Source organism: Azonexus hydrophilus (genome assembly GCF_001956855.1).
GTDB lineage: Bacteria > Pseudomonadota > Gammaproteobacteria > Burkholderiales > Rhodocyclaceae > Azonexus > Azonexus hydrophilus_A.
Genome location: NZ_MTHD01000001.1, coordinates 246,269 through 269,896 on the forward strand (window position 1 = coordinate 246,269; position 23,628 = coordinate 269,896).

General features: G+C 64.7%; 24 protein-coding genes. 11 read left to right on the plus strand and 13 right to left on the minus strand.

Annotated elements, in window-relative coordinates; translation table 11 throughout:
- Window positions 1-20: 20 nt before the first annotated feature.
- Genes BJN45_RS01220 through BJN45_RS01230 form a run of 3 tightly spaced genes read right to left on the minus strand, consistent with a single transcriptional unit; the run spans window position 21 to window position 3,533 of the window.
- Window positions 21-806, minus strand: coding sequence for an SDR family oxidoreductase (locus BJN45_RS01220; protein WP_076091275.1), 786 nt, complete (start codon window positions 804-806; stop codon window positions 21-23).
- Entirely contained in the window at window positions 797-2,920 is a 2,124-nt protein-coding gene (locus tag BJN45_RS01225) for an AMP-binding protein (protein ID WP_076091277.1), read from the minus strand. The genes BJN45_RS01220 and BJN45_RS01225 overlap by 10 nt, the downstream gene beginning before the upstream one ends.
- Window positions 2,913-3,533, minus strand: a complete 621-nt coding sequence (locus BJN45_RS01230; protein ID WP_240494470.1) for a thermostable hemolysin — start codon at window positions 3,531-3,533, stop codon at window positions 2,913-2,915. Before BJN45_RS01230 ends, BJN45_RS01225 begins: the two co-directional genes overlap by 8 nt.
- Before the next feature lie 134 nt (window positions 3,534-3,667).
- Between BJN45_RS01230 and BJN45_RS01235 the strand changes: the two genes are divergently transcribed.
- A complete protein-coding gene (locus tag BJN45_RS01235; RefSeq protein ID WP_076091279.1) occupies window positions 3,668-4,285 on the plus strand; it encodes an adenylate/guanylate cyclase domain-containing protein in 618 nt (205 codons plus the stop codon).
- A gap of 9 nt (window positions 4,286-4,294) precedes the next feature.
- Here BJN45_RS01235 and polA read toward each other — a convergent pair whose 3' ends face one another.
- Window positions 4,295-7,009: a DNA polymerase I gene (polA, locus tag BJN45_RS01240; RefSeq protein ID WP_076091281.1), complete on the minus strand. Its 2,715-nt coding sequence runs from the start codon at window positions 7,007-7,009 to the stop codon at window positions 4,295-4,297.
- Window positions 7,010-7,012: 3 nt separating this feature from the next.
- Here polA and BJN45_RS01245 point away from each other — a divergent pair, with 3 nt between their 5' ends.
- Genes BJN45_RS01245 through BJN45_RS01285 form a run of 9 tightly spaced genes read left to right on the plus strand, consistent with a single transcriptional unit; the run spans window position 7,013 to window position 12,627 of the window.
- A complete protein-coding gene (locus BJN45_RS01245) occupies window positions 7,013-7,741 on the plus strand; it encodes a TIGR00730 family Rossman fold protein (protein ID WP_076091283.1) in 729 nt (242 codons plus the stop codon).
- A 31-nt stretch (window positions 7,742-7,772) separates the two neighbouring features.
- Window positions 7,773-8,102: a DUF2782 domain-containing protein gene (locus BJN45_RS01250; protein ID WP_170873001.1), complete on the plus strand. Its 330-nt coding sequence runs from the start codon at window positions 7,773-7,775 to the stop codon at window positions 8,100-8,102.
- A 3-nt stretch (window positions 8,103-8,105) separates the two neighbouring features.
- The gene (locus BJN45_RS01255; protein ID WP_076091285.1) at window positions 8,106-9,032 is read left to right on the plus strand and encodes a homoserine kinase; all 927 of its coding nucleotides are present in this window, start codon (window positions 8,106-8,108) and stop codon (window positions 9,030-9,032) included.
- A gap of 9 nt (window positions 9,033-9,041) precedes the next feature.
- Window positions 9,042-9,788, plus strand: a complete 747-nt coding sequence (locus tag BJN45_RS01260) for a BPSS1780 family membrane protein (RefSeq protein ID WP_076091287.1) — start codon at window positions 9,042-9,044, stop codon at window positions 9,786-9,788.
- 3 nt (window positions 9,789-9,791) lie between these two features.
- Window positions 9,792-10,565 carry a BPSS1780 family membrane protein gene (locus BJN45_RS01265; protein WP_076091289.1) on the plus strand — a complete coding sequence of 258 codons (774 nt, stop codon included), beginning with the start codon at window positions 9,792-9,794 and terminating at the stop codon, window positions 10,563-10,565.
- Window positions 10,558-11,211 (plus strand): nicotinate-nucleotide adenylyltransferase, encoded by a 654-nt coding sequence (gene nadD, locus BJN45_RS01270; protein ID WP_076091291.1) that lies wholly within the window; start codon window positions 10,558-10,560, stop codon window positions 11,209-11,211. Before BJN45_RS01265 ends, nadD begins: the two co-directional genes overlap by 8 nt.
- Window positions 11,211-11,576, plus strand: a complete 366-nt coding sequence (gene rsfS / locus BJN45_RS01275) for a ribosome silencing factor (RefSeq protein WP_076091293.1) — start codon at window positions 11,211-11,213, stop codon at window positions 11,574-11,576. Before nadD ends, rsfS begins: the two co-directional genes overlap by 1 nt.
- Complete coding sequence (rlmH, locus tag BJN45_RS01280) at window positions 11,573-12,043, plus strand: 23S rRNA (pseudouridine(1915)-N(3))-methyltransferase RlmH (RefSeq protein WP_076091295.1); 471 nt, start codon at window positions 11,573-11,575, stop codon at window positions 12,041-12,043. The genes rsfS and rlmH overlap by 4 nt, the downstream gene beginning before the upstream one ends.
- Complete coding sequence (locus tag BJN45_RS01285; RefSeq protein ID WP_076091297.1) at window positions 12,043-12,627, plus strand: Maf family protein; 585 nt, start codon at window positions 12,043-12,045, stop codon at window positions 12,625-12,627. The genes rlmH and BJN45_RS01285 overlap by 1 nt, the downstream gene beginning before the upstream one ends.
- Window position 12,628: 1 nt before the next feature.
- On the opposite strand, the gene BJN45_RS01290 is transcribed toward BJN45_RS01285, so the two are convergent.
- Complete coding sequence (locus BJN45_RS01290; protein ID WP_076091299.1) at window positions 12,629-13,687, minus strand: hypothetical protein; 1,059 nt, start codon at window positions 13,685-13,687, stop codon at window positions 12,629-12,631.
- Window positions 13,688-13,786: 99 nt separating this feature from the next.
- On the opposite strand from BJN45_RS01290, the gene BJN45_RS01295 reads away from it, so the two are divergent.
- Window positions 13,787-14,392, plus strand: a complete 606-nt coding sequence (locus BJN45_RS01295; protein ID WP_076092474.1) for a cysteine hydrolase family protein — start codon at window positions 13,787-13,789, stop codon at window positions 14,390-14,392.
- Window positions 14,393-14,395: 3 nt separating this feature from the next.
- Here BJN45_RS01295 and BJN45_RS01300 read toward each other — a convergent pair whose 3' ends face one another.
- The 8 genes from BJN45_RS01300 to paaN form a co-directional block, all read right to left on the minus strand.
- A complete protein-coding gene (locus BJN45_RS01300; protein WP_076092476.1) occupies window positions 14,396-15,169 on the minus strand; it encodes an enoyl-CoA hydratase in 774 nt (257 codons plus the stop codon).
- Between the two features lie 70 nt (window positions 15,170-15,239).
- Window positions 15,240-16,385, minus strand: a complete 1,146-nt coding sequence (locus BJN45_RS01305) for an ABC transporter substrate-binding protein (protein ID WP_076091301.1) — start codon at window positions 16,383-16,385, stop codon at window positions 15,240-15,242.
- A gap of 71 nt (window positions 16,386-16,456) precedes the next feature.
- Window positions 16,457-17,662 (minus strand): 3-oxoadipyl-CoA thiolase, encoded by a 1,206-nt coding sequence (pcaF, locus tag BJN45_RS01310; RefSeq protein WP_076091303.1) that lies wholly within the window; start codon window positions 17,660-17,662, stop codon window positions 16,457-16,459.
- 10 nt (window positions 17,663-17,672) lie between these two features.
- Window positions 17,673-18,998 carry a phenylacetate--CoA ligase PaaK gene (gene paaK / locus BJN45_RS01315; RefSeq protein WP_076091305.1) on the minus strand — a complete coding sequence of 442 codons (1,326 nt, stop codon included), beginning with the start codon at window positions 18,996-18,998 and terminating at the stop codon, window positions 17,673-17,675.
- A gap of 26 nt (window positions 18,999-19,024) precedes the next feature.
- A complete protein-coding gene (gene paaI, locus BJN45_RS01320; RefSeq protein ID WP_076091307.1) occupies window positions 19,025-19,495 on the minus strand; it encodes a hydroxyphenylacetyl-CoA thioesterase PaaI in 471 nt (156 codons plus the stop codon).
- A complete protein-coding gene (gene paaH, locus BJN45_RS01325; RefSeq protein ID WP_076091309.1) occupies window positions 19,488-21,038 on the minus strand; it encodes a 3-hydroxyacyl-CoA dehydrogenase PaaH in 1,551 nt (516 codons plus the stop codon). The genes paaI and paaH overlap by 8 nt, the downstream gene beginning before the upstream one ends.
- A gap of 4 nt (window positions 21,039-21,042) precedes the next feature.
- Window positions 21,043-21,837 (minus strand): 2-(1,2-epoxy-1,2-dihydrophenyl)acetyl-CoA isomerase PaaG, encoded by a 795-nt coding sequence (gene paaG, locus BJN45_RS01330; protein WP_076091311.1) that lies wholly within the window; start codon window positions 21,835-21,837, stop codon window positions 21,043-21,045.
- 9 nt (window positions 21,838-21,846) lie between these two features.
- Window positions 21,847-23,514 carry a phenylacetic acid degradation protein PaaN gene (gene paaN / locus BJN45_RS01335; protein WP_076092478.1) on the minus strand — a complete coding sequence of 556 codons (1,668 nt, stop codon included), beginning with the start codon at window positions 23,512-23,514 and terminating at the stop codon, window positions 21,847-21,849.
- Between the last annotated feature and the right edge of the window lie 114 nt (window positions 23,515-23,628).

Here is a 23,628-nt window from a genome sequence, read left to right on the forward strand (position 1 = left end):
GTGACTCCTTGAAAAATGGTTCAGGCCTTGGCGGCGTGTTGCTTGATTTGTGCCAGCTTGCCGCGCAGGCCCCGGTCGACCAGCGACGGGGCGAAGCCGTTGAGCCAGGCGAACAGTTTTTCCGGAAAGCCGATGTGACTTTCCGGCGTGTTGTCGCGTAGCGTGGCGACAATGTGTTCGGCAACCGTTTCCGGCGTGTCGGTGGCGCTGCCCAGCGCCTTGTTCAGCGCTCGCGCAGCGGCCGAATTGATCGGCGTGTCGATGGCGCGTGGGGCAATGTGGATGATGCGGACCGTGCTGTCGGCCAGTTCCCGGCGCAGGGCCTGGGAAAAGCCGTGCAGCCCGGCCTTGGCGGCCGAATAGGCGGCGAAGCCGGCAAACGGAATGCTGCCGAAGGTCGAGCCGACATTGACTACGGCTGCTGCCGGCTGTTGCGTCAGCCAAGGCAATAGTGCCTGGGTCAGGCGCAGCGGGGCGGCCAGATTGGTCGCCAGGATGCGTTCGACGTCGCTCCAGTCCTGCTCGGCGAGCAGGCCGAAACCGCCGATGCCGGCATTGTTGATCAGGATGTTGGCGCGAAAATTCTGCGTAGCGGCAACGGTGGCTGCGATGCCGGCGGTGGTGCCGAGGTCGGCTTGCAGCAACTGGTATTCGCAACTGGCCGGCAAATTGATGCGGGCCAGTGCCGCCGGGTCGCGGCCGGTCAGCAGTAGCGCGGCACCAGCCGCCGCGAGGCGGTCGGCGAGCACGCTGCCGAGGCCGCCGCTGGCCCCGGTCAGGACAATGCGGGCGCCGTTCAGTTGCATGCTGCGACCTCGACCGGCAGGGCGTGGAAGATGTCGCCGTAGAGCTTGAAGAAGACCTTGGCGGCGTGCAGCACGTCGGCCTGATCTGCCGGCGTCATCAGGTCGAGGATGTTGGCCAGGTGCTGCGTGTGTTCCTGGTCGAGCGTGCCGTGCGAGCGCAGGTAGGTGAAGGCGCCGTCGGGCAGGCCGAGGGCGGTCTGGATGCGGTCGGCGGCATTGAGCGCGAGGTCGACGCTGGTGCCTTCGAGGACGAAGACCATGCCGAAGAAACCGGCCGGATTGCCGCGGTTGATCAGGTCGTAGGCGTAGGCGATCATCAGTTCGGCCGGCAGCTCCGGGCGGCTGTTGCGCACTGCCTCGGCGTCGCCACCGGCGGCGGCGATGTCGTTGAGGATCCATTCCTCGTGGCCGATTTCTTCCTCGATGTACTCGGCGACGCCGGCACGCATCCACGCCAGGCGTTCGGGCAGGCGGCCACCGAGGGTCATCAGCAACGGCGTCGTGTGGCGCACGTGGTGGTAGGCCTGGGCCAGGAAGGCGAGATAGCTGTCGAGGCTGGCGCGGCCCTGCAGGCATTCGCTGATGATCGGTGCGGACAGCAGGTGGGCGCGGGCCTGGGCGGTTTCGAACTTGAGCGTGTCGTAGAAGGACATCGGGGACTCCTCGGAAGAATGGAGCGCCGCCAGGGCGGCGCGGTAATGGTCGATGATGGCTTGCCGGCGCGGCCGGCCGTTGCCGGTGGCCAGGCCGTTGGCCGGGGTGAATGGCGGGCTGGCGATGAAATGGGCGATCCGTGCGTAGTCCGGCAGGCCAGCGTTGGCGCGGGCGATGGCTTCGCCGAGCACGCCTTCCGGCATGCCGGGCAGTGCCACGACGATGGCGGTCAGCGCCGCCTGGCCGTCGCCGGTGACGATCGCCTGAAGAATCTGCGGCTGGGCGAGCAGGGCGGCTTCGACCCATTCCGGCGAGATGTTGCGGCCGAACGAGGTGATCAGCAGGTTCTTGTGCCGGCCGGCCAGGTGCAGGTGACCGTTGTCATCGAAGCTCGCCAGGTCACCGCTCGGAAAGGCACCGCCGGCCGGTGATGGCTGGCCGATGTAGCCGAGGAAGGCGCGTGTGCGCACCTGCAGTTCGCCGTTTTCGACGCTGAGCGCTGCATGGGTCAGCGGGCGGCCGACGCCGTCGCCGTCATCACCCGGGCGATTGATCGCCACCACCGAACCGCCTTCGGTCAGGCCGTAGCCCTGATAGGCGGGAATGCCGGCCTGACGGGCACTGGCCAGCAGTTCCGGGGCGACGCGGGCGCCGCCGACGGCGGCAAATTTCAGTGAATCCTGCGGTCGACCGCAGGATTTGAGCAAAAACGTCGCCCACGCCTTGAGCAGTTCGGGGACGAGGATGACGCTGGTGGCAGCGGTAGCGTGCAGCTTGCGGTCGAGCGCTGCCGGATCGAAACCCTGCATGCCGGCCCAGCCAAGTTCGGCCAGTTTCGGCAGATGCACCGTCATGCCGCGCAGCAGCGGCGCGTAGACGCCGGCAACGTTCTCCAGCAGCAGCGCCAGTGGCAACACGGCGAGATGGCTGGTCAGTGGCAGGTCGGCCAGGCGTTCCTGGACGGCTCGGGCGGTGTCGAGCAGACCGTCGGCACCGAGGCAGACGCCCTTGGGCGCGCCGGTGCTGCCGGAGGTGAAGGAAACTTTGGCCGTGCCAGCCGGCAGTTCGGCCGGCTCGACGACCCGGCGCATCCAGCTCAGGCCCTGCCAGCGGCCGGTGATGGCAAAACCGAGATCGAGCGCGCCGATGCGTTCCGGCTGATCGGTCAGGACGGTATCGGCAGCGGACTGTTCGAGCGCGTGGCGCAATTGTTCCGGGTGGAAGAAGGCGGGCAGCGGCAGATGGACGAGGCCGGTGTCCTGGCAGGCGAGGTCGGCAATGACCCAGGCCGGACTGTTGTCGGCCAGTACCCCGACGACGTGGCTGCCGGCGAGGCGTTCGCCCACCGCCAGCATCTCGGCGACGACCTCGCCGGCCAGCCAGCAGCGTTCACTGCCCAGCAGCAGCGGGCTGCCGGCCGGGCGGGCGGCCAGTTCGGATTGCCAGGTGAACTCAGCCATGACGCTTCACCATTTCCAGCGCCAGGCGAATGCGGCCGGCAACGACGATCGGCTGGCTGTCGTAGTAGCTGCCCCAGTCGGCCGCCTGGTCGCCGAGGCAGGCCGGGTCGGCGCTGGCCAGTGCCAGCGGCGGCAGACCGAGACGGCGGAAGATGCCGATCAGTTCGCGGGTGGCGGTGAAGACGACCCATTCGTAGCCGAGCCGGTCGAGATGCGCGGCCAGGGTGAGGATGACATCGACGCTGCCGCCCGCACGGTCGGCGGCGAGGTTGCCGACTTCGACGATGGCTTCGCGGCGCACGTTCTGGCCGGCCAGACGGCCAACGGCAGTTTCGATCGGCGCATCGAGGTAGTTTTCGAGGAACAGCCGGTCTTCACCGGCACAGCGCCAGCCGGCCGTGGCGACGATGCGTTCGCCGTCTTCGAGCAGCATCAGGTTGGGGGCGAAGCTTTTGACCTCGGCACCGTAATGGCGGCGGAAAATATCGGCGATGAAGCCTTCCGCAGCCGCCCGTTGTGGCGCACCGACGACGGTATGGCGGACTGTCGGCAACGGCCGGCGGGTCTGGAAAATCTTCTGGATGGCAGCCACGGTGATGACCTCGGAGAACAATATGGCGCCAAGGATGCGGCCGGCAAATTAAAGGAAACTTAAGCGTTTTCTTTTTTTGTATCCGGGCGCTTTTCGCACGCGGCCGGATTCGTGCATCATTAACCATCAGACAGGCAGGACTTCCCGGGGGGAACATGGCTTATACGCGTAACGTCGGCCTCAGTGCATCCGAGGACCGGATCGAGAAACTGATTGCCGAGCGGCTGGCGCCCGGTGCCGACAAGGGCATGATCGATGCCCGTATCTGGGATTTGTTCGGCGAGGAATGGGCGGTGATGTTCACCGACCTGGCCGGCTTTTCCAGCGGTGTCGCGTCGTTCGGGATCATTCATTTCCTGCAGCTGATCTACGAGTCGCAGCGTTTGCTGACGCCATGCATCGACGCCCACGACGGCATCCTGCTGAAGGTCGAGGGCGACAGCCTGCTGATCATATTCCGCAATATCGGCAAGGCGATCGAATGTGCCGATGCCATGCAGCGCGTCTGCGAGGCCTACAGCGTCGGGCGGGAAGCGGAAGAACGCATCGGCTTGTGCGTCGGTCTGGGTTTTGGTCGCTTGTTGCGGATCGGCGACCGCGATGTTTACGGGAGCGAGGTCAACGCAGCGGCAAAACTTGGCGAGGATATTGCCAAAGCCGGTGAGGTGCTGGTCACCGACGCGGTCAAGGTTGCCGCGGCAGGCACTTACGCTTTCGAACCGATTGCCGTGGTGCCGCCGGGGACCAGCGCGGCTTTCCGGATGCTTCGCTGAAAAGCGCGCTCAGTGTGCGGCTTCCCAGTTCGGGCCGATGCCGACTTCGACGACCAGCGGCACCTTCAACTGCGCTACCTGCGTCATCAGGCGCGGCAGGTGGGTACGGATTTCCATCAGCTCGCCATCCGGCACTTCCAGCACCAGTTCGTCATGCACCTGCAGGACCAGCTTCGACTGGCGCGCGGACTGTTCCAGCCAGCCCTGGACGGCGATCATCGCGAGCTTGATCAGGTCGGCGGCGGTGCCTTGCATCGGCGCGTTGATCGCCGCGCGCTCCGCTGCCTGACGGCGGTTGCCGTTGCTCGAATGGATTTCCGGCAACCACAGCCGGCGACCGAAAACGGTTTCGACGTAGCCGTGTTCGCGGACTGTCGCCCGCGCTTCTTCCATGTAGCGGGCGACGCCGGGGTAGCGGGTGAAGTAGCGGTCGATGTAGGTCTGCGCCGCGCTGCGTTCGAGGCCCAACTGGCGGGCCAGGCCGAAGGCGCTCATGCCGTAGATCAGGCCGAAGTTGATGCTCTTGGCGACGCGGCGTTGATCCGGGCCGACTTCCAGCGGCGTGACGCCGAAGATCTCGGCGGCGGTGGCGCGGTGCACGTCCTCGCCGTGGGCGAAGGCGTCGAGCAGGCGGTCGTCGCCGGAGAGGTGCGCCATGATGCGCAGCTCGATCTGCGAATAGTCGGCCGAGACGATGCTGCTGCCTGCCGGCGCGATGAAGGCGGTGCGGATCTTGCGGCCTTCGTCGGTGCGCACCGGGATGTTCTGCAGGTTGGGTTCGCTGGAAGCCAGGCGTCCGGTGACCACCGAAGCCTGCGAAAAGTGCGTATGCACGCGGCCCGTTTCCGGGTTGATCATGCGCGGCAGCTTGTCGGTGTAGGTGCCCTTGAGTTTTGACAGGCTGCGGTGTTCGAGCAAGAGCTTGGGCAGCGGATAGTCGAGTGCCAGTTCGGACAGCACTTCCTCGTCGGTCGACGGGCCGCCGGACGCGGTTTTCTTCTTCACCGGCAGACCGAGCTTGCCGAACAGGATTTCGCCGAGCTGCTTGGGCGACGCCAGGTTGAACGGCTGGCCGGCGAGTTCGTAAGCCTGGGTTTCCAGCGCCATGATCTTCTGGCCGATCTCGTGGCTCTGGCGGGCTAGCGTGTCGCCGTCGATCAGGATGCCGGTGCGCTCCATCTGCCAGATCACTTGCCGGGCCGGCAGTTCGATGTCGTGGTAGATGCGGCTCAGGCCGGTTTCGTTGGCGAATTGCGGGTGCAGCACGTCATGGACGCGCAGCGTGACGTCGGCGTCCTCGGCGGCGTAGGTGGCGGCGCGTTCGAGGTCGACCTGGTCGAAACCGATCTGCTTGGCGCCCTTGCCGCACAGGTCTTCGTAGGCGATGGTGGCGAGGCCGAGATGGCGCGTGCACAACTGGCCGAGGTCGTGGCCCTTGTCGGATTCGATGACGTAGCTCTGCAGCATGGTGTCGTGGGCGACGCCGGCCAGCCGGATGCCGTGGTTGGCGAAGACGTGCTGGTCGTACTTGGCGTTCTGCAGCACTTTCTTGCGGTCGACGGCTTCCAGCCAGGGTTTCAGCCGGGCCAGCACCTCGTCGCGCGGCAACTGTTCGACGACGCCGGGGCCATTGTGGGCGAGCGGGATGTAGCAGGCCTCGCCCACCTCGACCGACAGCGAGACGCCGACGATGCGCGCGGCGAAGCTGTCGAGGCTGGTGGTTTCGGTGTCTACTGCGGTCAACGCGGCATTTTCGATCTTTTTCAGCCAGGTATCGAACGCTTTCCAGGTGAGCACGGTTTCGTAGCGGACTTCGCTCGGCGCGGCCGGCGGGGCGGCGGCTTCTGCCGATGTGGCGACACTGGGGGCGGCATCGGTCGGGGCGTCGAGTTCGCGGCGCCAGGTGCGGAATTCGTAGCGCTCGTAGAGGCTGCGCAGCGTGTCGCTGTCGCGCGCTGTTGCGGTCAACGCGCTTGGTGCCGGCAAATCCGGCAGGTCGCGGACGACGGTGACGAGCTTCTTGCCGAGCGGCAGGAAATCGAGGTGGTCGCGCAGGTTCTGGCCGACCACGCCGCTGATCTTGTCGGCGTTGGCGACGATTTCGTCGAGCGAGCCATACTGCGTCAGCCATTTGACGGCGGTTTTCGGGCCGCATTTGGCGACGCCGGGGACGCCGTCGACGGTATCGCCGACCAGCGTCAGGTAATCGATGATCAGTGCCGGCGGCACGCCGAACTTCTGTTCAACGCCGGCTTCGTCGAGCAGTTCGTTGCTCATCGTGTTGTACCAGCGGGTCAGCGGATCGACCAGTTGCGTCAGATCCTTGTCGCCGGTGGAAATCAGCGTTTCGATGCCGTTGACCGCAGCTTTCGTCGCCAGCGTGCCGATCACATCGTCGGCCTCGACGCCGTCGACGCACAGCAGTGGCCAGCCGGCGGCGCGGATCGCCGCGTGCAACGGTTCGATCTGGCTGACCATCTCGGGCGGCATCGGCGGCCGGTGGGCCTTGTACTCGGGAAACCAGTCGTCGCGGAAGGTTTTGCCCTTGGCGTCGAAGACGACGGCCTTGTAGTCTGCCTTGTAGTCGCTTTCCAGACGACGTAGCATGTTCAAAACGCCGTAGATCGCCCCCGTCGGTTCGCCGGCCTTGTTGCGCAGGTCGGGCAGGGCATGGAAGGCGCGGTAGAGATAGGACGAACCGTCCACCAACAACAAGAGAGGCATAGGATGACCGAGAGCGAAAAACTGGTGATGGGTATCGAGACCGAGGCGCTGCTGAAAAGCGCGACGGCCCGCGAATCCTGGCGGATTTTCGGCATTATGTCAGAGTTCGTCGAAGCCACCGACCGCCTGGCGGCGATCAAGCCGGCGGTAACGATGTTCGGCAGCGCGCGCATTCCGGAAGGCACGCCGTATTACGAACTGGCAGAAAAAACCGCGCGTCTGCTGTCGGATTCCGGCTTCTCGGTGATCTCCGGCGGCGGCCCGGGGATCATGGAAGCGGCCAACAAGGGCGCCTTCTTCGGCAAGTCGCCGTCGGTCGGCCTGAACATCCAGTTGCCGCATGAGCAGCAGAGCAATCCCTACCAGGACATCTCGCAGACCTTCCGTCACTTCTTTGCCCGCAAGTACATGTTCGTCCGCTTTGCCAGCGCCTATGTGGTGATGCCTGGCGGGTTCGGTACGCTCGATGAATTGATGGAAGCCTTGACCCTGATCCAGACCGGCAAGGCGCGCAAGATGCCGATCATCCTGGTCTGTTCGGATTTCTGGAAAGGGCTGGTCGACTGGTTCCGCGACACGCTGGTGCGCGAGAAGATGATCGATCCCGAGGACATGAACCTGATCCGGATCATCGACCAGCCGGAGCAGGTGGTCGAGGCCATCTTCAAGCATTACGAGGCGCGTCCGTTCAGCCCCTTGCCGGCCGAGCGGGAATTGATGCTCAACCTGTAATAAAATGAAGCTCAGTTCACGAGGAAACATCATGCGCCGTCTGCTCCCCATCCTGCTGTTTGCCGCCTTGCCCGTCTGGGCGCAACAGGGCGATCTGCAACCGCTGCCCGCCGTGCCGCCTCCGCCGCCGGAAATGGAAGCCTTCGACGCGGCGATGGAGCCGCAGGTGACCATCGTCAGGAATGCCAAGGAAACCCGCGAGGAATACCGGATCAACGGCAAGCTGTACATGGTCCGGGTGACGCCGGCTGTCGGCAAACCCTACTACCTGGTCGACCGTCAGGGCGACGGGGTGATGATGGAAAGCGAGATCAACCCCAACCCGGTGCGGCCGCCGATGTGGGTCATCCACAGCTGGTAAGCCTTGTCCGTCTATACCCTGGTCGGGCGCGATGAACTCGCGGCCTGGCTCCGGCCGCTGGCGGTCGGCGAACTGATCGAACATGCCGGTATCGCTGCCGGCATGCAGAACTCCAATTATTTCGTCACGACCGCGCACGGGCGCTTCGTGCTGACGCTGTTCGAGTCGATCGCACCGGCGACGCTGGCTTTCTATCTGCGGCTGCAGGCGCATCTGGCCGACGCCGGCCTGCCCTGTCCGCATCCGTACGCCGATCCGCAAGGCAATTACTGGCGCATGCTCTGCGGCAAACCGGCGGCGTTGCTGTCCTGTCTGCCCGGTCGCGCCATCGAGGAACCGACGGCTGTGCATTGCCGGGCGATAGGCGCCGCACTGGCCCGCCTGCACCTGGCGGCAGCCGGACTGGCCGACGCGCCGGCCAATCCCTGCGGTGCCGCCTGGCGGCAGGCGGTCGGCAGCAGCTTGCTCGCCGCGCTGAGCACTGACGAGGCGGCACTGCTCGCCGACGAACTGACCTTTCAGTCCGCGCAGAACTGGAAAGCTCTGCCGCAGGGCGTGATTCATGCCGACCTGTTCCGCGACAATGTGCTCTGGGACGATTGCGGTCAACCGAGCGGATTGCTCGATTTTTATTTCGCCGGCACCGATGCCTGGCTGTTCGATCTGGCGGTGGTCGCCAATGACTGGTGTCCGGATGGTGAAAAGCTGTCGGCGCTGTGTGGCGGTTATGGTGAAATCCGGCCGCTGACCGACGGCGAGCGGGTTGCCTGGCCGGCGGTACGACGCGCGGCGGCATTGCGTTTCTGGCTGTTGCGGCTGGAAGCCAGACATCGGCCGCGGGCCGGCGAAGTGGTCACGGTGAAGAATCCGGACGATTTCCGTCATCTGCTGGAAAAATTCCGCCTTGCTCCCGACGCACTCCCCGGCTAGCATCCGCGCATGAACGAAAGTCCCTTATTCCCGATGACCCCGGCACCATTCGACGGCGACAGCCGCGAAGTCGATGCCGGCGCCTGCTTCGACTGGCTGGCCCAGGGCTGGGCAACCTTCCTCGCCCATCCCGGCATCTGGCTGGGTTGCAGTGTGCTGGTGCTGGTCATGCTGATGGCCATTTCCATCGTGCCGCTGTTCGGGCAGGTTGCCGCCCACCTGCTGGTGCCGCTGTTCGGCGCCGGCATGCTGCAGATCTGCAAGACCATCGCCGATGAAGGCGAACCGCAGATTGCCGAGTTGTTCGCCGGTTTCCGCCAGCGTGCCGGGCAACTGGTGATGGTCGGCGTGTTTCTGGCCATTGGCATGTTCGGCATTGCCTTCCTTGCCTTCCTGTTGATCAGCGGCGGTGTGCTTGGCGGTGCGATTTCCGGTCGTGTCGGCGGTTTCGGCATCGCCTTCGGCGGTGTCATGCTGGCCGGTTTGCTGGTCCTGGCGCTGTCGGTGCCGGTGGTCATGGCCACCTGGTTTGCGCCGGCGCTGGTCTATTTTCACGGCATGCAGCCGCTGGCGGCGATGAAAGCGAGTTTTGCCGCCGGGGCAAAGAACTGGCTGGTGATGATCATTTTCGGCATCTTCCTGGTCGTTGCCGGTTTCTTTGCCATGCTGCCGGTCGGTCTGGGTATGTTGCTGCTGTTGCCGGTGTTCTCGGCGGCGGTCTACGCGTCGTATCGCGACATCTTTACGGGAGCCTGAGCGATGCGCGCACAAAACCTGCCGGCAATGTCCGGCTGGCAATGGGTTACCGGCGGCTTTGCCATTTACCGGCGCAATCCGGCGGTGTTGTCGATGCTGGTGGTCAGCTACTGGTTCGTCGTGGTCTTTCTCAACCTGTTTCCAATGGTCGGCGCGCTTGCTGCATCCGTCGTCATTCCCGGCCTGTCGGTTGGCCTGATGCAGGCAGCGCGCAACATCGAGCGGGGGCAGTCGGCCAACATCCAGACGCTGTTCGGCGGTTTCCGCGAGAACACCCGCACCCTGCTGGTGCTGGGCGCGCTCTACCTGCTGGCGACGCTGGCCGTGCTCGGGCTGTCCACGATTGCCGATGGCGGCGACCTGCTGCGCTACATGCTGGCCAGCAGCAAGGCCGAACGGGCGCTGGTCGAGGATGCCGATTTCACCTTGCCGGCGCTGATCGTCGCCATTTTCATGGTGCCGGTGCTGATGGCCTGGTGGTTTGCACCGATACTGGCGGCTTGGCACCGGCAGCCGCTGGGCAAGTCGCTGTTCTTCAGTTTCGTCGCCTGTTCGATGAACTGGCGCCCCTTCGTGATCTACGGCCTGGGCCTGATGCTGGTGGCGGCGGTGATTCCGGGCTTGCTGCTCGGTCTGCTGCTGATCATCCTGCCCGGTCTGCAGGGTTTTGCCACCGTGCTGGTGACCGTGGCCATGGCACTGGTCATCGCACCGACGGTGTTCGCCAGCTTTTACGTCGGTTATCGCGACATTTTCGGTATTTCGGAAATTGTCTGAGCCGATCGGCCTCTTCGGCGGGACTTTCGATCCGGTACATTTCGGCCATCTCCGGCTGGCTGAGGAGGCGATTGCCCAGCTCGGCCTCGGTGGCGTGCGCTGGATTCCCGCCGGCAACCCGCCGCATCGCGGCACGCCACAGGTCACCGCCGAACAGCGGCTGGCCATGGTGTTGCGGTCGACGGCCGATAATCCGCGTTTTTCGGTCGATCCGGCCGAGGTCGAAGCAACGGCACCGAGCTATACCGTGCATACGCTGGAGCGCCTGCGCCGCGAACTGGGTTCCGAACAGCCGCTGGTCCTGCTGGTCGGTGCCGATGCCTTTGCCGGATTGACGAGCTGGCATCGCTGGCAGGACATTCTTGCGCTGACGCACGTGGCGGTCTCGCATCGTCCCGGATTTCCGGTCGAAATCGGCAGCTTGCCGACGGCCCTTGCCGATGCCTATGGCAAGCGCCGGCTGGCCGACATCGGCGGCCTGAAAGTCGCACCGGCAGGGCGTATCGTCACTTTTGCGATGACCCAGCTGGCGATCTCGGCGACGCAGATCCGCAAGCTGCTGGCCAATCAGCTATCGGCGCGCTATTTGCTGCCGGATAGCGTTCTCGACTATATTTCGTCCCATTCTCTCTACAGAAACCCCTGATGGACATACGCAAGCTGCAAAAAATCGTCGTTTCCGCCCTTGAAGATATCAAGGGCAAGGATATCGAAGTCATCAACACCGCCAAGCTGACCTCGATGTTCGATCGACTGGTCATCGCCACCGGCGATTCCAGTCGCCAGGTCAAGGCACTCGCCCAGAACGTCGTCGAGAAGGTCAAGGAAGCCGGCGGCGAGATCATCTCCACCGAAGGCGAGGATGGCGGCGAATGGGTGCTCGTGGATATCGGCGACATCGTCGTCCATGTCATGCAGCCGGCGGTGCGTACCCACTACAACCTCGAAGAACTGTGGCAGGTGACGCCTGCCCAACGGCGCAAGATGGCGGAGCCGGCCGCCGGCGAATGAAGCTGGCGATACTCGCCGTCGGCCATCGCCAGCCCGTCTGGGTCAACGATGGTTGCGCCGAGTACCTGAAGCGCATGCCGCGCGAACTGCCGGCCAGCGTCAGCGAGATCAAGCCCGAACAACGGGGTTCGAAAACCCGCGAGCAATTGCTGGCGGCGGAGAAGTCGCGCATCCGCGATGCCCTGCCGGGCAGTTGTCGGCTGGTCGTGCTCGATGAAAAGGGCGACGACCTGACCACGCTGAAGCTGGCCAGACGCCTCGAAGTCTGGATGCAGGACGGCCGCGATGTCGCGCTGCTGATCGGCGGTGCCGACGGCCTCGACGAGGAATTCAAGCAGCAGGCCGACGACCGCCTGCGCCTGTCCAGCCTGACGCTGCCGCACGGCATGGCGCGGCTGTTGCTGTGCGAGCAGTTGTACCGCGCCGTCAGCGTATTGAAAAACCATCCTTACCACCGGGAGGGCTGATGCGCATCTATCTCGCATCCCGCAGTCCGCGCCGGCGCGAACTGCTGCACCAGATCGGCGTCGAATTCGAAACCCTGATCGGCGATGTCGAAGTCGATGAAACGCCTTTGCCCGGCGAAGATCCGGCGACCTACGTCGAGCGTGTGACGCGGGCCAAGGCCGAGCAGGGCGAACGCATCATCTTTGATCGCCATCTGATCGTGCATCCGATCCTGGCCGCCGACACGACGCTGGAATTCAATGGTGAGATCATCGGCAAGCCGGTCGACGCGGCCGATGCCGAAGCCATCCTGCGCCGGCTCTCTGGCCAGGTGCATCGGGTACTGACCGGTGTTGCGGTCCACGATGCTGGACGCACAGAATTTGTGCTGTCGGTCAGCGAGGTGCGTTTTCGCGCCATCGACGACGATGAGATCCGGCATTACGTGCTCTCCGGCGAGCCGATGGACAAGGCCGGCGCCTACGGCATCCAGGGGCGGGCCGGACTGTTCGTCGCCCATATCGCCGGCAGCTACACCGGGATCATGGGCCTGCCGGTGTGCGAAACCGGCGAATTACTGAAAAAATTCGGTTTCCGCTTCTGACTCAGTCGCTGCGGCGGGCCACTCCCGCGATGTAACGGGCGGCTGTCGTTGCCCCATCCGTTGCCGGGCAGGGTGGAGCGGGCTGCTGCCACAGCGCTGCCAGCGCGTCCTGCAATTTTCCGGTCGACAGCGTTGCCGCGCTGATTTCCAGCGCCCTGGCGTGTTTGTGCAGCCAGTCAATCAGGCAGTCCTGTTCGGGCCAGTCCTCGCGGCGCTGGTATAGCACCGGTGTGCCATTGCCGGCAGCTTCGGTGAAGGTGCCGTAACCCGGTTTGGTGAGCACGGCATCGACCGAAGCCAGCAGATCGGTGAAGGGCAGGCCAAAGGATTCTCCGGCAATCGCGTCGGGATGCCTGCACTGCCATTCCGCCGGGACCAGCCAGCGAATACCGGGCAGGCGCGGCCAGTTGTCGATCGACAGACGATGGGCAATGCCGCCCATGCCGATCAGCACGGCCTTGTCGCCGTGCAGGCCAAGTTCATGGCGTGTGCCGCGCGCGGCGACCGGCGCGATGGGAACGAGATTGTCGAGCGCCGGCATCGGCATCCCGGGCGTGACGCGCAGGAAGGCATGGGCGCTGCGATAGGCGGCGAGGATCTGAGCGTGGATCGGCGGTGCCCATGCTTCGCCGGCAAAGACATGCGCGAACAGGTCAGCCCAGTTGAGCGGGCAGATCGCCAGTGCCGGAATGCCGGCCATCCCTGCCCCGGCCAGCGGCAGATAGGCGACATTGCTCAGCACCACATCCGGCGCCAGTGCGCGCAGGAAATCCGCTTCGTCGGCGACGCGTTGCGGCCACTCGGCATGCGCCGCACGATAGGCCGTGGCGCTGGCCTCGCGCTCGATGCGCAGTGCGTCATGCATGGCGAAACCGAAATCGCTGCCGGCTTCGATCAAGGTGAACGGCGCTGCGATCCGCTCGCGTAATTTTGCCGCCGGCAGCAGGCTGCGCACGCTCAGGCGCAAGCCGGGTTCGAGCGCGGCCAGCGCGTTGAGGACGGGGGCGCTGATCGCCAGGTGGCCGAGGCCGTGGGCGGTGATGTCGGCGAAGAGATGCATGTGTCAGGGAGGCGTCGGCATGAGGATGGTCAATTATCTCGTTGTCCGGCGCTACCGTTTAATGAAATCATGGCAGCAGTGTTCAATACGGAGATTGCCATGCCTTCAGCCACCGAAGTTTTCACCATCCTGCAATTAGTCGGCGCCCCGAGCCAACCGTCGAGTCTTGCCGACAGCGTGTTGCTGATCATCGATGCCCAGCGCGAGTATGTCGACGGCAAGCTGGCCCTGCCCGGCATCGAGGCATCGCTGGCGGCCGGTGGTCGCTTGCTGGCGCGCGCCCGGGCGGCCGGCACGCCAGTCGTGCATGTGCTGCATCGCGGCGCCGGGCCGATCTTCAATCCGGCCACGCCTTACCATCAGCCGGCCGAGACTATGCTGCCGCTGGCCGGCGAGGCCATCGTCGAGAAGACGCAGGCTAATGCCTTTGCCGGGACCGGGCTGCAATCGGTGCTCGAGGCTACGGGCCGGAAAAACCTGATCGTGATCGGCTACATGACGCACAACTGCGTCAGCTCGACGGTGCGTGCCGCCACCGAGCGTGGCTTTCGCTCGACGGTGGTGGCGGCAGCCAGCGGCACCCGCGCCTTGCCGGACGGTCAGGGCGGCGTGCTGTCGGCCGAAGTGCTGCATGCCGCCAGCCTGATCGGCCTGAGCGACACGCAGGCCGTGATTGTCCGGGATGTGGCGGAGATCCCGGACTGAGCGTCAGCGGTTCTTGAACGCCGGCTTGCGTTTCTCGACGAAGGCGGCCATGCCTTCCTTCTGGTCTTCGAGGGCGAAGGCCGAATGGAAGACGCGGCGCTCGAACAGCAGGCCTTCGTTGAGCGAGCTTTCGTAAGCGCGGTTGACCGATTCCTTGATCATCATGATCACCGGCAGCGAATAGCCGGCGATCGTCTGCGCCGCCTTCATCGTTTCTTCCATCAATTGCTCGGCGGCAATGACGCGGGCCACCAGGCCGGATTTCTCGGCTTCGGCGGCATCCATCATGCGCGCGGTCAGGCACATGTCCATCGCCTTGGCCTTGCCGATGGCGCGCGGCAGGCGTTGCGTGCCGCCGGCACCGGGCATGGTACCGAGGCGGATTTCCGGCTGGCCGAACTTGGCGGTATCGGCGGCGAAGATCATGTCGCACATCATCGCCATTTCGCAGCCGCCACCCAGGGCGAAACCGGCAACCGCAGCGATGACCGGCTTGCGCGTCGTCTTGATGCGCTCCCAGTTGCGGGTGATGAAGTCGGTTTTGTAGGCGTGCATGTAGTCGAAATCCTTCATGAAGCCGATGTCGGCTCCCGCGGCGAAGGCTTTTTCGTTGCCGGTGATGACGATGCAGCCGATGTTTTCATCGGCTTCGAAGGCGTCGACCGCAGCAGCGATACCGTCGACGACGTCGTTGTTCAGTGCATTCATCGCTTCCGGGCGATTGATGCGGATCAGACCCACCTTGCCGTGGATTTCGGTCAGGACTACCTGGCTCATGCTGTTGTTCTCCAAGAAAAAAAAGGCCGCCTTGTGGGCGGCCCAAGTCGAATGTTGGTTGCCCGACAGCTTACTGAACCAGGGTCCAGTCGCCGTTCTTGATTTCGAGCATACGGAAAGCCGTCAGATCGAGGCCCATATGGTCGGTGGCCGACATATTAACGATACCACCGGTGCCGACATAGCCTTTGGTTGCTTCGATCGCATCGCGAACCTTGGTCTTGTCGGTGCTGCCGGTACGCTTGATGGCATCGACGGCGATCATCAGACCGTCGTAGGCATGTCCACCGAAAGCGGAAACGTCGGTCTTCCAGCGTTCCTGATAGGCATTGGTGTAGTTCGTGACGACAGCTTTCTGCGGATCCTTGGCGTCAAGCTTGTCGGCGACCAGCAGCGCGGCGGCCGGCAGGCGGACGCCTTCGGCAGCAGGGCCGGCCAGCTTGATGAACTCCTGCGAAGCGACACCGTGGGCGTGGTACAGCGGCAGGGTGATGCCCAGTTGCTTGTAGTTCTTGGTGGCGATGGCCGGACCCTGGCCCAGACCGAAGATGAACACGCCCTGCACACCCGGTGCATTGCGGATCTTGGTCAGCTGCGGGCTTATGTCGGTGTCTTTCGGCCCGTAGGTTTCATTGGCCACCAGCGTGATGCCGTACTTGGCAGCAACGCCTTCGGTTTCCTTCTTGCCGGACTGGCCGAAACCGGAGGTTTCGGAAAGCAGGGCGACCTTGGTGATGCCGCGCTTCTTCATGTCCTCGAAGACCTTTTCGGCGGCCATGCGGTCGGTGTGCGGGGTCTTGAAGACCTGTTTCTTGACCGGCTCGATGATGACGACGGCGCCGGCCAGCGAGATGAAGGGCACGCCGGCACGTTCGACCAGCGGGACCATCGACATCGTCGAACCGGTGGTGGTGCCGCCGACGATGATGTCGACCTTGTCGTCGTCGATCAGGCGCTTGGCAAAGCCGTTGGCCTTGTTCGCATCGCTGCCGTCATCGTAATGGACGAACTGGATCTGGCGACCGAGCACGCCGCCCTTCTTGTTGATGTCCTCGACATACATCTGGATCGTCTTCAGTTCCGGATCGCCAAGGAAGGCAGCCGGGCCGGTGACGGACAGGACGGAGCCGATCTTGATCGGTTCTGCAGCGATGGTGCCAAAGGCAGCAAGCGTCAGGGCGGCGCCGGCGACCAGCTTTTTCATGGTTTGCTTCATGGGTTTGTCTCCTCCGTTTGAACTATTTTGTTACGGATTATGGAATGGATTCTGAAAAAATGAAACACTTTTCAGGCCCGCTCGATAATCATGGCAATGCCCTGGCCGACGCCGATGCACATGGTGCAAAGTGCATAACGTCCGCCCCGGCGCTGGAGCTCGTAGGCGGCGGTGGTGACCAGTCGGGCGCCGCTCATGCCGAGCGGGTGGCCGAGCGCGATCGCGCCGCCGTTGGGGTTTACATGGTTGGCGTCGTCAGCCAGCCCGAGGTCGCGCAACACGGCCAGCGCCTGGGCGGCGAAGGCTTCGTTGAGTTCGATGACGTCCATGTCGGCAAGGCTGAGGCCGGTCTGCGCCAGCAGCTTGCGCACCGCGGGAGCGGGGCCGAAACCCATGATGCGCGGTGCAACGCCGGCCGTTGCCATGCCGACGACGCGGGCCAGCGGCTTCAGGCCGTACTGGGCAGCGGCGGCTTCCGAAGCGATCAGCAGCGCACAGGCGCCGTCATTGACGCCGGAGGCATTGCCGGCAGTAACGGTGAGTTCCGGGCCGTTCACGCCCTTGAGCTTGGCGAGCTGTTCGAGCGTCGTTTCGGGACGCGGATGTTCGTCGCGGTCGACCACTTTCGGATCGCCTTTTTTCTGGGCGATGACCACCGGCACCAGCTCGTCGGCGAAACGTCCGGCCGCATCGGCCGCACCCCAGCGTTGCTGCGAGCGGATCGCGAAGGCATCCTGGTCGGCGCGGCTGATGCCGAATTGCTCGGCGACATTGTCGGCCGTCTGCGGCATCGAATGCGTGTCGTAGAGCTTCTTCATCAGCGGGTTGGCAAAGCGCCAGCCGATGGTCGTGTCGTAGATCGCGGCATTGCGCGAGAAGGCGGAGTCCGCCTTGCCCATCACGAACGGCGCGCGCGACATGCTTTCGACGCCGCCGGCGAGCATCAGCGATGTTTCGCCGGCCTTGATCGAGCGTGCGGCAAGGCCGACCGCATCCATGCCTGAGCCGCACAGACGGTTCACCGTCGTGCCCGGCACTTCGATCGGCAGGCCGGCCAACAGGCCGGACATGCGGGCGACGTTGCGGTTGTCTTCGCCGGCCTGGTTGGCGCAGCCGTAGATGATGTCATCGACGGCCGTCCAGTCGACCTGCGGATTGCGTTCCATCAGCGCCTTGAGCGGGATGGCGCCGAGGTCGTCGGCGCGCACGCCACTGAGGGCGCCGCCGTAGCGGCCGATCGGGGTACGGATGGCGTCGCAGATGAAGGCTTGGGTCATCGTGATTTCCTCAGTCGCGTTTCGGGCGTTCATCCAGTACGCGCTTGGCCTTGCCGACCTGGGTGCGCGGAATGGCGTCGAATTCCATGACGGTGATCTTGGTCGATACGCCGATGATGGTCTTGATGCGGTGCTGCAGTTCCTTGCTGATCTGCTGGATCTCGCTCTGCGGCAGCTTGCCGGACAGCTCGCGCTGCACTTCGCAGCGCACTTCGAGGTTGTCCATGTGGCCGTCGCGGGTGACGACGACCTGGTAATTGCCGGCCAGGCGCTTGTCGCGCAGGATCTGTTCCTCGATCTGGGTCGGGAAGACATTGACGCCGCGGATGATCAGCATGTCGTCGGAACGGCCGGTGATCTTGCCGATGCGGCGGAAGGAGCGGGAAGTCGGCGGCAGCAGGCGGGTCAGGTCGCGGGTGCGGTAGCGGATGACCGGGAAGGCTTCCTTGGTCAGCGAGGTGAACACCAGTTCGCCTTCCGAGCCGTCGGGCAGCACTTCGCCGGTTTCCGGGTCGATGATTTCGGGGTAGAAATGGTCTTCCCAGATCACCGGGCCGTCCTTGGTTTCGATGCATTCGCAGGCGACGCCGGGGCCCATGACTTCGGTCAGGCCGTAGATGTCGATCGCGTCGATGCCGAGCTTCCTTTCGATTTCGCTGCGCATGCCTTCGCCCCAGGGTTCGGCACCGAAGATGCCGACCTTGAGCGAGATTTCGTCCGGCTTGATGCCGAGGCGCTCGAACTCTTCGGCAATGACCAGCGAGTAGGACGGCGTGACCATGATGATCTCGGGCTTGAAGTCCATGATCTGCTGCACCTGCTTCTCGGTCTGGCCACCCGACATCGGCACGGCGCAGCAGCCAAGGCGTTCGACGCCGTAGTGGGCGCCGAGGCCGCCGGTGAACATGCCGTAACCGTAGGCGACATGCACCATGTCACCGGCGCGGCCGCCGGCCGCACGAATCGAGCGGGCGACGACGTCGGCCCAGTTGTTGAGGTCGTTCTGCGTGTAGCCGACCACTACCGACTTGCCGGTCGTGCCGGACGACGCATGCAGGCGGGCGATCTTGTTGCGCGGCACGGCGAACAGGCCGAACGGGTAGTTGTCGCGCAGGTCGAGCTTGGTCATGAAGGGGAATTTGCCGAGGTCGCTCAGCGTCTTCAGGTCATCCGGATGCACGCCCTTTTCCAGGCACTTCTTGCGGTAGGACTCGACGTTGTCGTAGGTGTGGCGGACCGACCATTTCAGGCGCTCCAGCTGCAGCGCCGAAATTTCGTCGCGGCTGGCGGTTTCGATGGCGTCAAGTTCGCCGGGCAGGGGTTTTCTGCTGGTCATTGTTTGTCTCCTCTCTCGTTATTGGATCAGGCTGCGTCGGCTGCCTGCAGGCCGGCGATGACCTCACCGCTGATGCGATAGGACTTGCCGCGGAACAGCGCGACGGTCTTGCCGCCGGCGATGCGCACGGTGATGTCATAGACGCCGGTGCGCCCGGATGCGGACTGCTCGACCGCATCGGCTTCCAGCAGATCGCCTTCCTTCGCCGGGGCGAGGAAGTCGATGTGGCAGGCCGAAGCCACGGTGTTCTTGTTGTAACTGTTGCAGGCGTAGGCGAAGGCGGTATCGGCGAGCGTGAAGATCATGCCGCCGTGGCAGATATGGTGGCCATTGACCATGCCCGGACGGACCTGCATGGTGACCACGGCCTTGCCGGGTTCGACGCGGATCAGCGTCATGCCCAGCGTGTGGGCATTCCGGTCGCGTGACCACATGGCTTCGGCGGTGGCATCGGCCAGGGCCTGGGCTTCTTCGGGAGTGGGTCTGGCTTCAGTCATGGATTTTCCTTCCGGCAAAGACTGCCCGCTGCAGCAGCGGGGAAATGCGGTAGCGGTCCTCGCCGTAGCTGGCGCCGAGGTTGGCGAGGACGTCGCGAATGACATCGACGCCAACCTGGTCGGCCCAGGCCAGCGGTCCGCGCGGGTAATTGACGCCGAGGCGCATCGCCTGGTCGGCGGCACTGGCCGAGCAGACGCCCTGGTTGACCGCATCGGCGGCCTCGTTGGCGAGCATGGCGACGGTGCGCATGACGGCCAGTCCAGGGATGTCGCGGAAGCGCGAGACGGCGAAGCCGGCGGCCTGCAGCAGCGCGATGCCAGCCGCAGCGGCAGCGGCTTCGCACTGTTCGGCGGCGGCGACGGCAATGCGCGTGGCCTGTTCGTAGTCGAGGGCGAGGTCGATCAGCAACGTATTGGCGATGCCGGATTCGGCGGCGCGCTGCGTTGCGCTGCGGCCGTCGGTCACGTAGAGCACGGCGCGGCCGATGCTGGCGACGCGTCCGTCCTCGGCCGGGGCGCGGGAGAATGACAACTGGCTGTCCTGCAGTCGGCTGACCAGCGCTTCTGCTGCGCCCTGAAAGAAGTCCCCTTGGGGGGCGGTCGACTCGCCATGAATGGTGATTTTGCCGGCCGGCGTCTGCGCCGTTTCGGTCTGCGCGGCCGGCTTTCCGGCGCCGTCGCGGTAATCGTAGAAACCGCGTCCGTTCTTCTTGCCATAGAAACCGGCATCGACCAGTTCCTGCTGCAGCAGCGAGGGTAAAAAACGCGGGTCGTTGTAGAAGGCGCGCCAGACCGAGTTGGTCACGGCGAAATTTACGTCGTGGCCGATCATGTCCATCAGTTCGAATGGCCCCATGCGGAAGCCGCCGGCGTCGCGCATCACGGCGTCGATGGTGGCGTAGTCGGCGGCGCCTTCCTGCGCCAGGCGCAGCGCTTCGGCGTAGTAGGGGCGGGCGACTCGATTGACGATGAAACCGGGGGTGGATCTGGCATGCACCGGCGTCTTGCCCCAGGCCGCGGCGGTGGCGAACAGGGTGTCGGCGACGGTGCGGTCGGTGGCCAGGCCGGAGACGATTTCGACCAGCGCCATCAACGGCGCCGGATTGAAGAAGTGCAGGCCGGCCAGGCGTTCCGGGTGCTTGAGCGCGGCACCGATGGCAGTGACCGAGATCGACGAGGTATTGGTGCCGAAGATGCAGTCATCGCTGACGATGCTTTCCAGGTCGGCGTACAGCTTCTGCTTGGCTTCCAGATTTTCGACGATGGCCTCGACGACGAGGCCGGCGTCGGCCAGATCGGCAGCCTGGTCGACGGCAATCAGGCGCTGGCCGGCGGCTTCGGCGGCTGTTGCGGTCAACCGGCCTTTTTCGGCCATTTTCGCGAACTGGCTGCGAATGCCGTCAACGGCCAGCTGTGCGGCGCCGGGCCGATTGTCGAGCAGCTTCACGACATGGCCGGCGGCCGCCGCGACCTGCGCGATGCCGGCGCCCATGGCGCCGGTGCCGACGACGGCGATGACAGTCTGTGGGGTCAGGGCGCTCACGCGATCACTCTCCGGTGAATTTCGGCGTACGTTTTTCCATGAAGGCAGCGACGCCTTCGGCGTAGTCGGGCGACCAGCCGAGTTCGCGCATGAAACTGCCTTCGAACGACAGTTGCTGTTCCAGCGTGTGGCCGGGGGCGGCGTGCATGGCCTGGCGGGTACGCACCAGCGCCTTGGTCGGCGCGGTGGAAAGTTGCCTGGCGATGGCGTCGACCGCAGCAACGAAGCCGGCATCATCGACGCATTGCCAGATCAGCCCCCATTCGGCGGCTTTTTCCGCCGGCAGCTTGTCGGCGAGCAGGGCCAGGCCCATGGCCCGCGCCATGCCGACGCGCTGCGGCAGGAACCAGGTGCCGCCGGTATCCGGAATCAGGCCGATCTTCGAGAACGCCTGCAGGAAGGAAGCCGATTTCGTCGCGATGACCAGGTCGCAGGCCAGCGCCACCGAGGCGCCGGCGCCGGCGGCGATGCCATTGACGGCGGCGATGGTCGGCACGCGCAGGTTCTGCAGGCGCAGGATCAGCGGCTTGTAGTTGCGTTCGACGGTGTTGCCGATGTCCGGCATCTTGCCGGCCTGGATCTGCATCGCCCGGTCGCCGAGATCCTGGCCGGCGGAAAAGCCGCGGCCGGCGCCGGTGAGTACCAGCACGCGCACCGACGGATCGCTCTGGATGCTGTCGAGCGCGACGCGCAGCTCGGCGTGCATGTCGTCGGTAAAGCTGTTCAGCTTGTCCGGACGGTTCAGCGTCAGGCGGGCGATGCCGTCGGTGACGTCAAAAAGGATGTTTTCAAATTTCATGATGATTCCTCAGACGTGGTAGCGGCGCTGGACCACGCGGAAACGGTTGGCGACGAAGGCCGAGTCGGCATACGAAGCATTGGCCGAGGGGTTGCCGCCGGTGCCGTGGTAGTCGGAATAGGCCGCCGACTGGTTCACGAAGACGCCACCGGTCAGGTTGATCGACAGCGCGACCTTGCTCCGCCAGGTGGCTTCGGTCATCGCCTCGATGACTTCCGGCTTGGTCGAATAGACGCCGGCGGTCAAAGCGCCGTGGGTGGCAATGATGCGTTCGGACAGGGCGATGGCGGCGGCCGTGTCGGCGACCTTGACGATGAAGCTGATCGGGCCGAAACGTTCTTCCATGTACTTGGCTTCCTCGCCGGCGTCGCAGGCGAGCAGCACCGGGGTGCGGACTTCGGCGCGCGGGAATTCCGGATTCTCCAGTTTCTGCGGTGCCAGCACGACGGTGCCGAAGCGGCCGGACGCAGCTTCCTCGACGCGCTTCAGCGTGTCGGCGGACTGGATGGCGCCGAGTACCGCGTGGGCGACTTCCGGCTTGGCCAGGAAGCCGGTGACCGCCTTGGCCAGGTCGGCGCAGACCTCGTCGTAGGACTTGTGGCCATCTTCGGTCTCGATGCCGCCGGCCGGCACCAGGATCGCCTGCGAGGTCGTGCACATCTGGCCGGAGTACAGCGACAGCGTGAACGCCAGGTTGCCGAGCATCTTCCGGTAGCTGTCGGTCGAATCGATGACGATGTTGTTGACGCCGGCCAGCTCGGCATAGACCTGGGCCTGGCGGCAGTTATCGATCAGCCACTGGCCGAAAACGTTGCCGCCGGTGAAGTCCACCGACTTGACGGCGGGGTGGGTGACCAGTTGCTGCGTCGCGGCACGGTCGTTGGTCACGGCCAGCGTGACCAGGTTGGGGTCGATGCCGTTTTCGGCGAGTACGGCGCGGATGCTGCGGACCGTGATCGCCGCCGGCAGGATGGCGTTGCTGTGCGGTTTGACGATCACCGCATTGCCGGTGGCCAGTGCCGCGAACAGCCCGGGGTAGGTGTTCCAGGTCGGGAAGGTGCCGCAGCCGACGACGACACCAACGCCGCGCCCAACCACTTCAAAGTGCTTCTTCATGACCAGCGGCGGGTTCTTGCCCTGCGGCTTTTCCCAGATCGTTTCAGCCGGCACGAAAGCCTGTTCGCGGTACGCGTAGGCCACGGCTTCGAGGCCGCGGTCCTGGGCGTGCGGGGCGCCGGCCTGGAAGGCCATCATCCAGCCCTGGCCGGTGGTCAGCATCACGGCGTGGGCGATCTCGAAGCTCTGCCTGTTCAGGCGATCAAGGATTTCCAGGCAGATGCCGGTACGGCCGTCGGCGCCGATCTTCTGCCAGCCGCCCATGGCCTGCTGGCCGGCGGCGATCAGTGCTTCGATGGCGCAGACCGGGTACTGCACATTGAGGTCGACGCCGTAGGGCGATTGCTCGCCGCCATGCCAGCCGGTCTGGCCGGGCTGGTCGAGGGAAAACTGCTGGCCGAGGTGGGCGTCGAAGGCTGCCTTGCCGTCGGCCGGTGCAGTTTCGCCATAGGCCTTGGGGCTGGGCATCTCGTTGAAGGCTGACCAGTAGCCACGGGTGGCGATGGCATTGAGGGCACCGTCAAGCAGGGGGCGGTGTTTGTCGAGCAGCGGGTGGGGCATGTTGATCTCCATTGTTCCGGGCTTGCGCGCCGTGTTTTTGCTACGCATTACCAATTCACGTTGTTTGTTGCTTGGTGTTGTATCGTATTACAGCACATGGAATCGAGTTGTGTA

Bases quoted from the DNA above. Each gene is read 5' to 3' on its own strand.
- BJN45_RS01220 (WP_076091275.1), bottom strand. From the start codon at position 806: ATGCAACTGAACGGCGCCCGCATTGTCCTGACCGGGGCCAGCGGCGGC.
- BJN45_RS01225 (WP_076091277.1), bottom strand. From the start codon at position 2,920: ATGGCTGAGTTCACCTGGCAATCCGAACTGGCCGCCCGCCCGGCCGGC.
- BJN45_RS01235 (WP_076091279.1), top strand. From the start codon at position 3,668: ATGGCTTATACGCGTAACGTCGGCCTCAGTGCATCCGAGGACCGGATC.
- polA (WP_076091281.1), bottom strand. From the start codon at position 7,009: ATGCCTCTCTTGTTGTTGGTGGACGGTTCGTCCTATCTCTACCGCGCC.
- BJN45_RS01245 (WP_076091283.1), top strand. From the start codon at position 7,013: ATGACCGAGAGCGAAAAACTGGTGATGGGTATCGAGACCGAGGCGCTG.
- BJN45_RS01250 (WP_170873001.1), top strand. From the start codon at position 7,773: ATGCGCCGTCTGCTCCCCATCCTGCTGTTTGCCGCCTTGCCCGTCTGG.
- BJN45_RS01260 (WP_076091287.1), top strand. From the start codon at position 9,042: ATGAACGAAAGTCCCTTATTCCCGATGACCCCGGCACCATTCGACGGC.
- BJN45_RS01265 (WP_076091289.1), top strand. From the start codon at position 9,792: ATGCGCGCACAAAACCTGCCGGCAATGTCCGGCTGGCAATGGGTTACC.
- rsfS (WP_076091293.1), top strand. From the start codon at position 11,211: ATGGACATACGCAAGCTGCAAAAAATCGTCGTTTCCGCCCTTGAAGAT.
- rlmH (WP_076091295.1), top strand. From the start codon at position 11,573: ATGAAGCTGGCGATACTCGCCGTCGGCCATCGCCAGCCCGTCTGGGTC.
- BJN45_RS01285 (WP_076091297.1), top strand. From the start codon at position 12,043: ATGCGCATCTATCTCGCATCCCGCAGTCCGCGCCGGCGCGAACTGCTG.
- BJN45_RS01290 (WP_076091299.1), bottom strand. From the start codon at position 13,687: ATGCATCTCTTCGCCGACATCACCGCCCACGGCCTCGGCCACCTGGCG.
- BJN45_RS01295 (WP_076092474.1), top strand. From the start codon at position 13,787: ATGCCTTCAGCCACCGAAGTTTTCACCATCCTGCAATTAGTCGGCGCC.
- BJN45_RS01300 (WP_076092476.1), bottom strand. From the start codon at position 15,169: ATGAGCCAGGTAGTCCTGACCGAAATCCACGGCAAGGTGGGTCTGATC.
- BJN45_RS01305 (WP_076091301.1), bottom strand. From the start codon at position 16,385: ATGAAGCAAACCATGAAAAAGCTGGTCGCCGGCGCCGCCCTGACGCTT.
- pcaF (WP_076091303.1), bottom strand. From the start codon at position 17,662: ATGACCCAAGCCTTCATCTGCGACGCCATCCGTACCCCGATCGGCCGC.
- paaK (WP_076091305.1), bottom strand. From the start codon at position 18,998: ATGACCAGCAGAAAACCCCTGCCCGGCGAACTTGACGCCATCGAAACC.
- paaI (WP_076091307.1), bottom strand. From the start codon at position 19,495: ATGACTGAAGCCAGACCCACTCCCGAAGAAGCCCAGGCCCTGGCCGAT.
- paaG (WP_076091311.1), bottom strand. From the start codon at position 21,837: ATGAAATTTGAAAACATCCTTTTTGACGTCACCGACGGCATCGCCCGC.
- paaN (WP_076092478.1), bottom strand. From the start codon at position 23,514: ATGCCCCACCCGCTGCTCGACAAACACCGCCCCCTGCTTGACGGTGCC.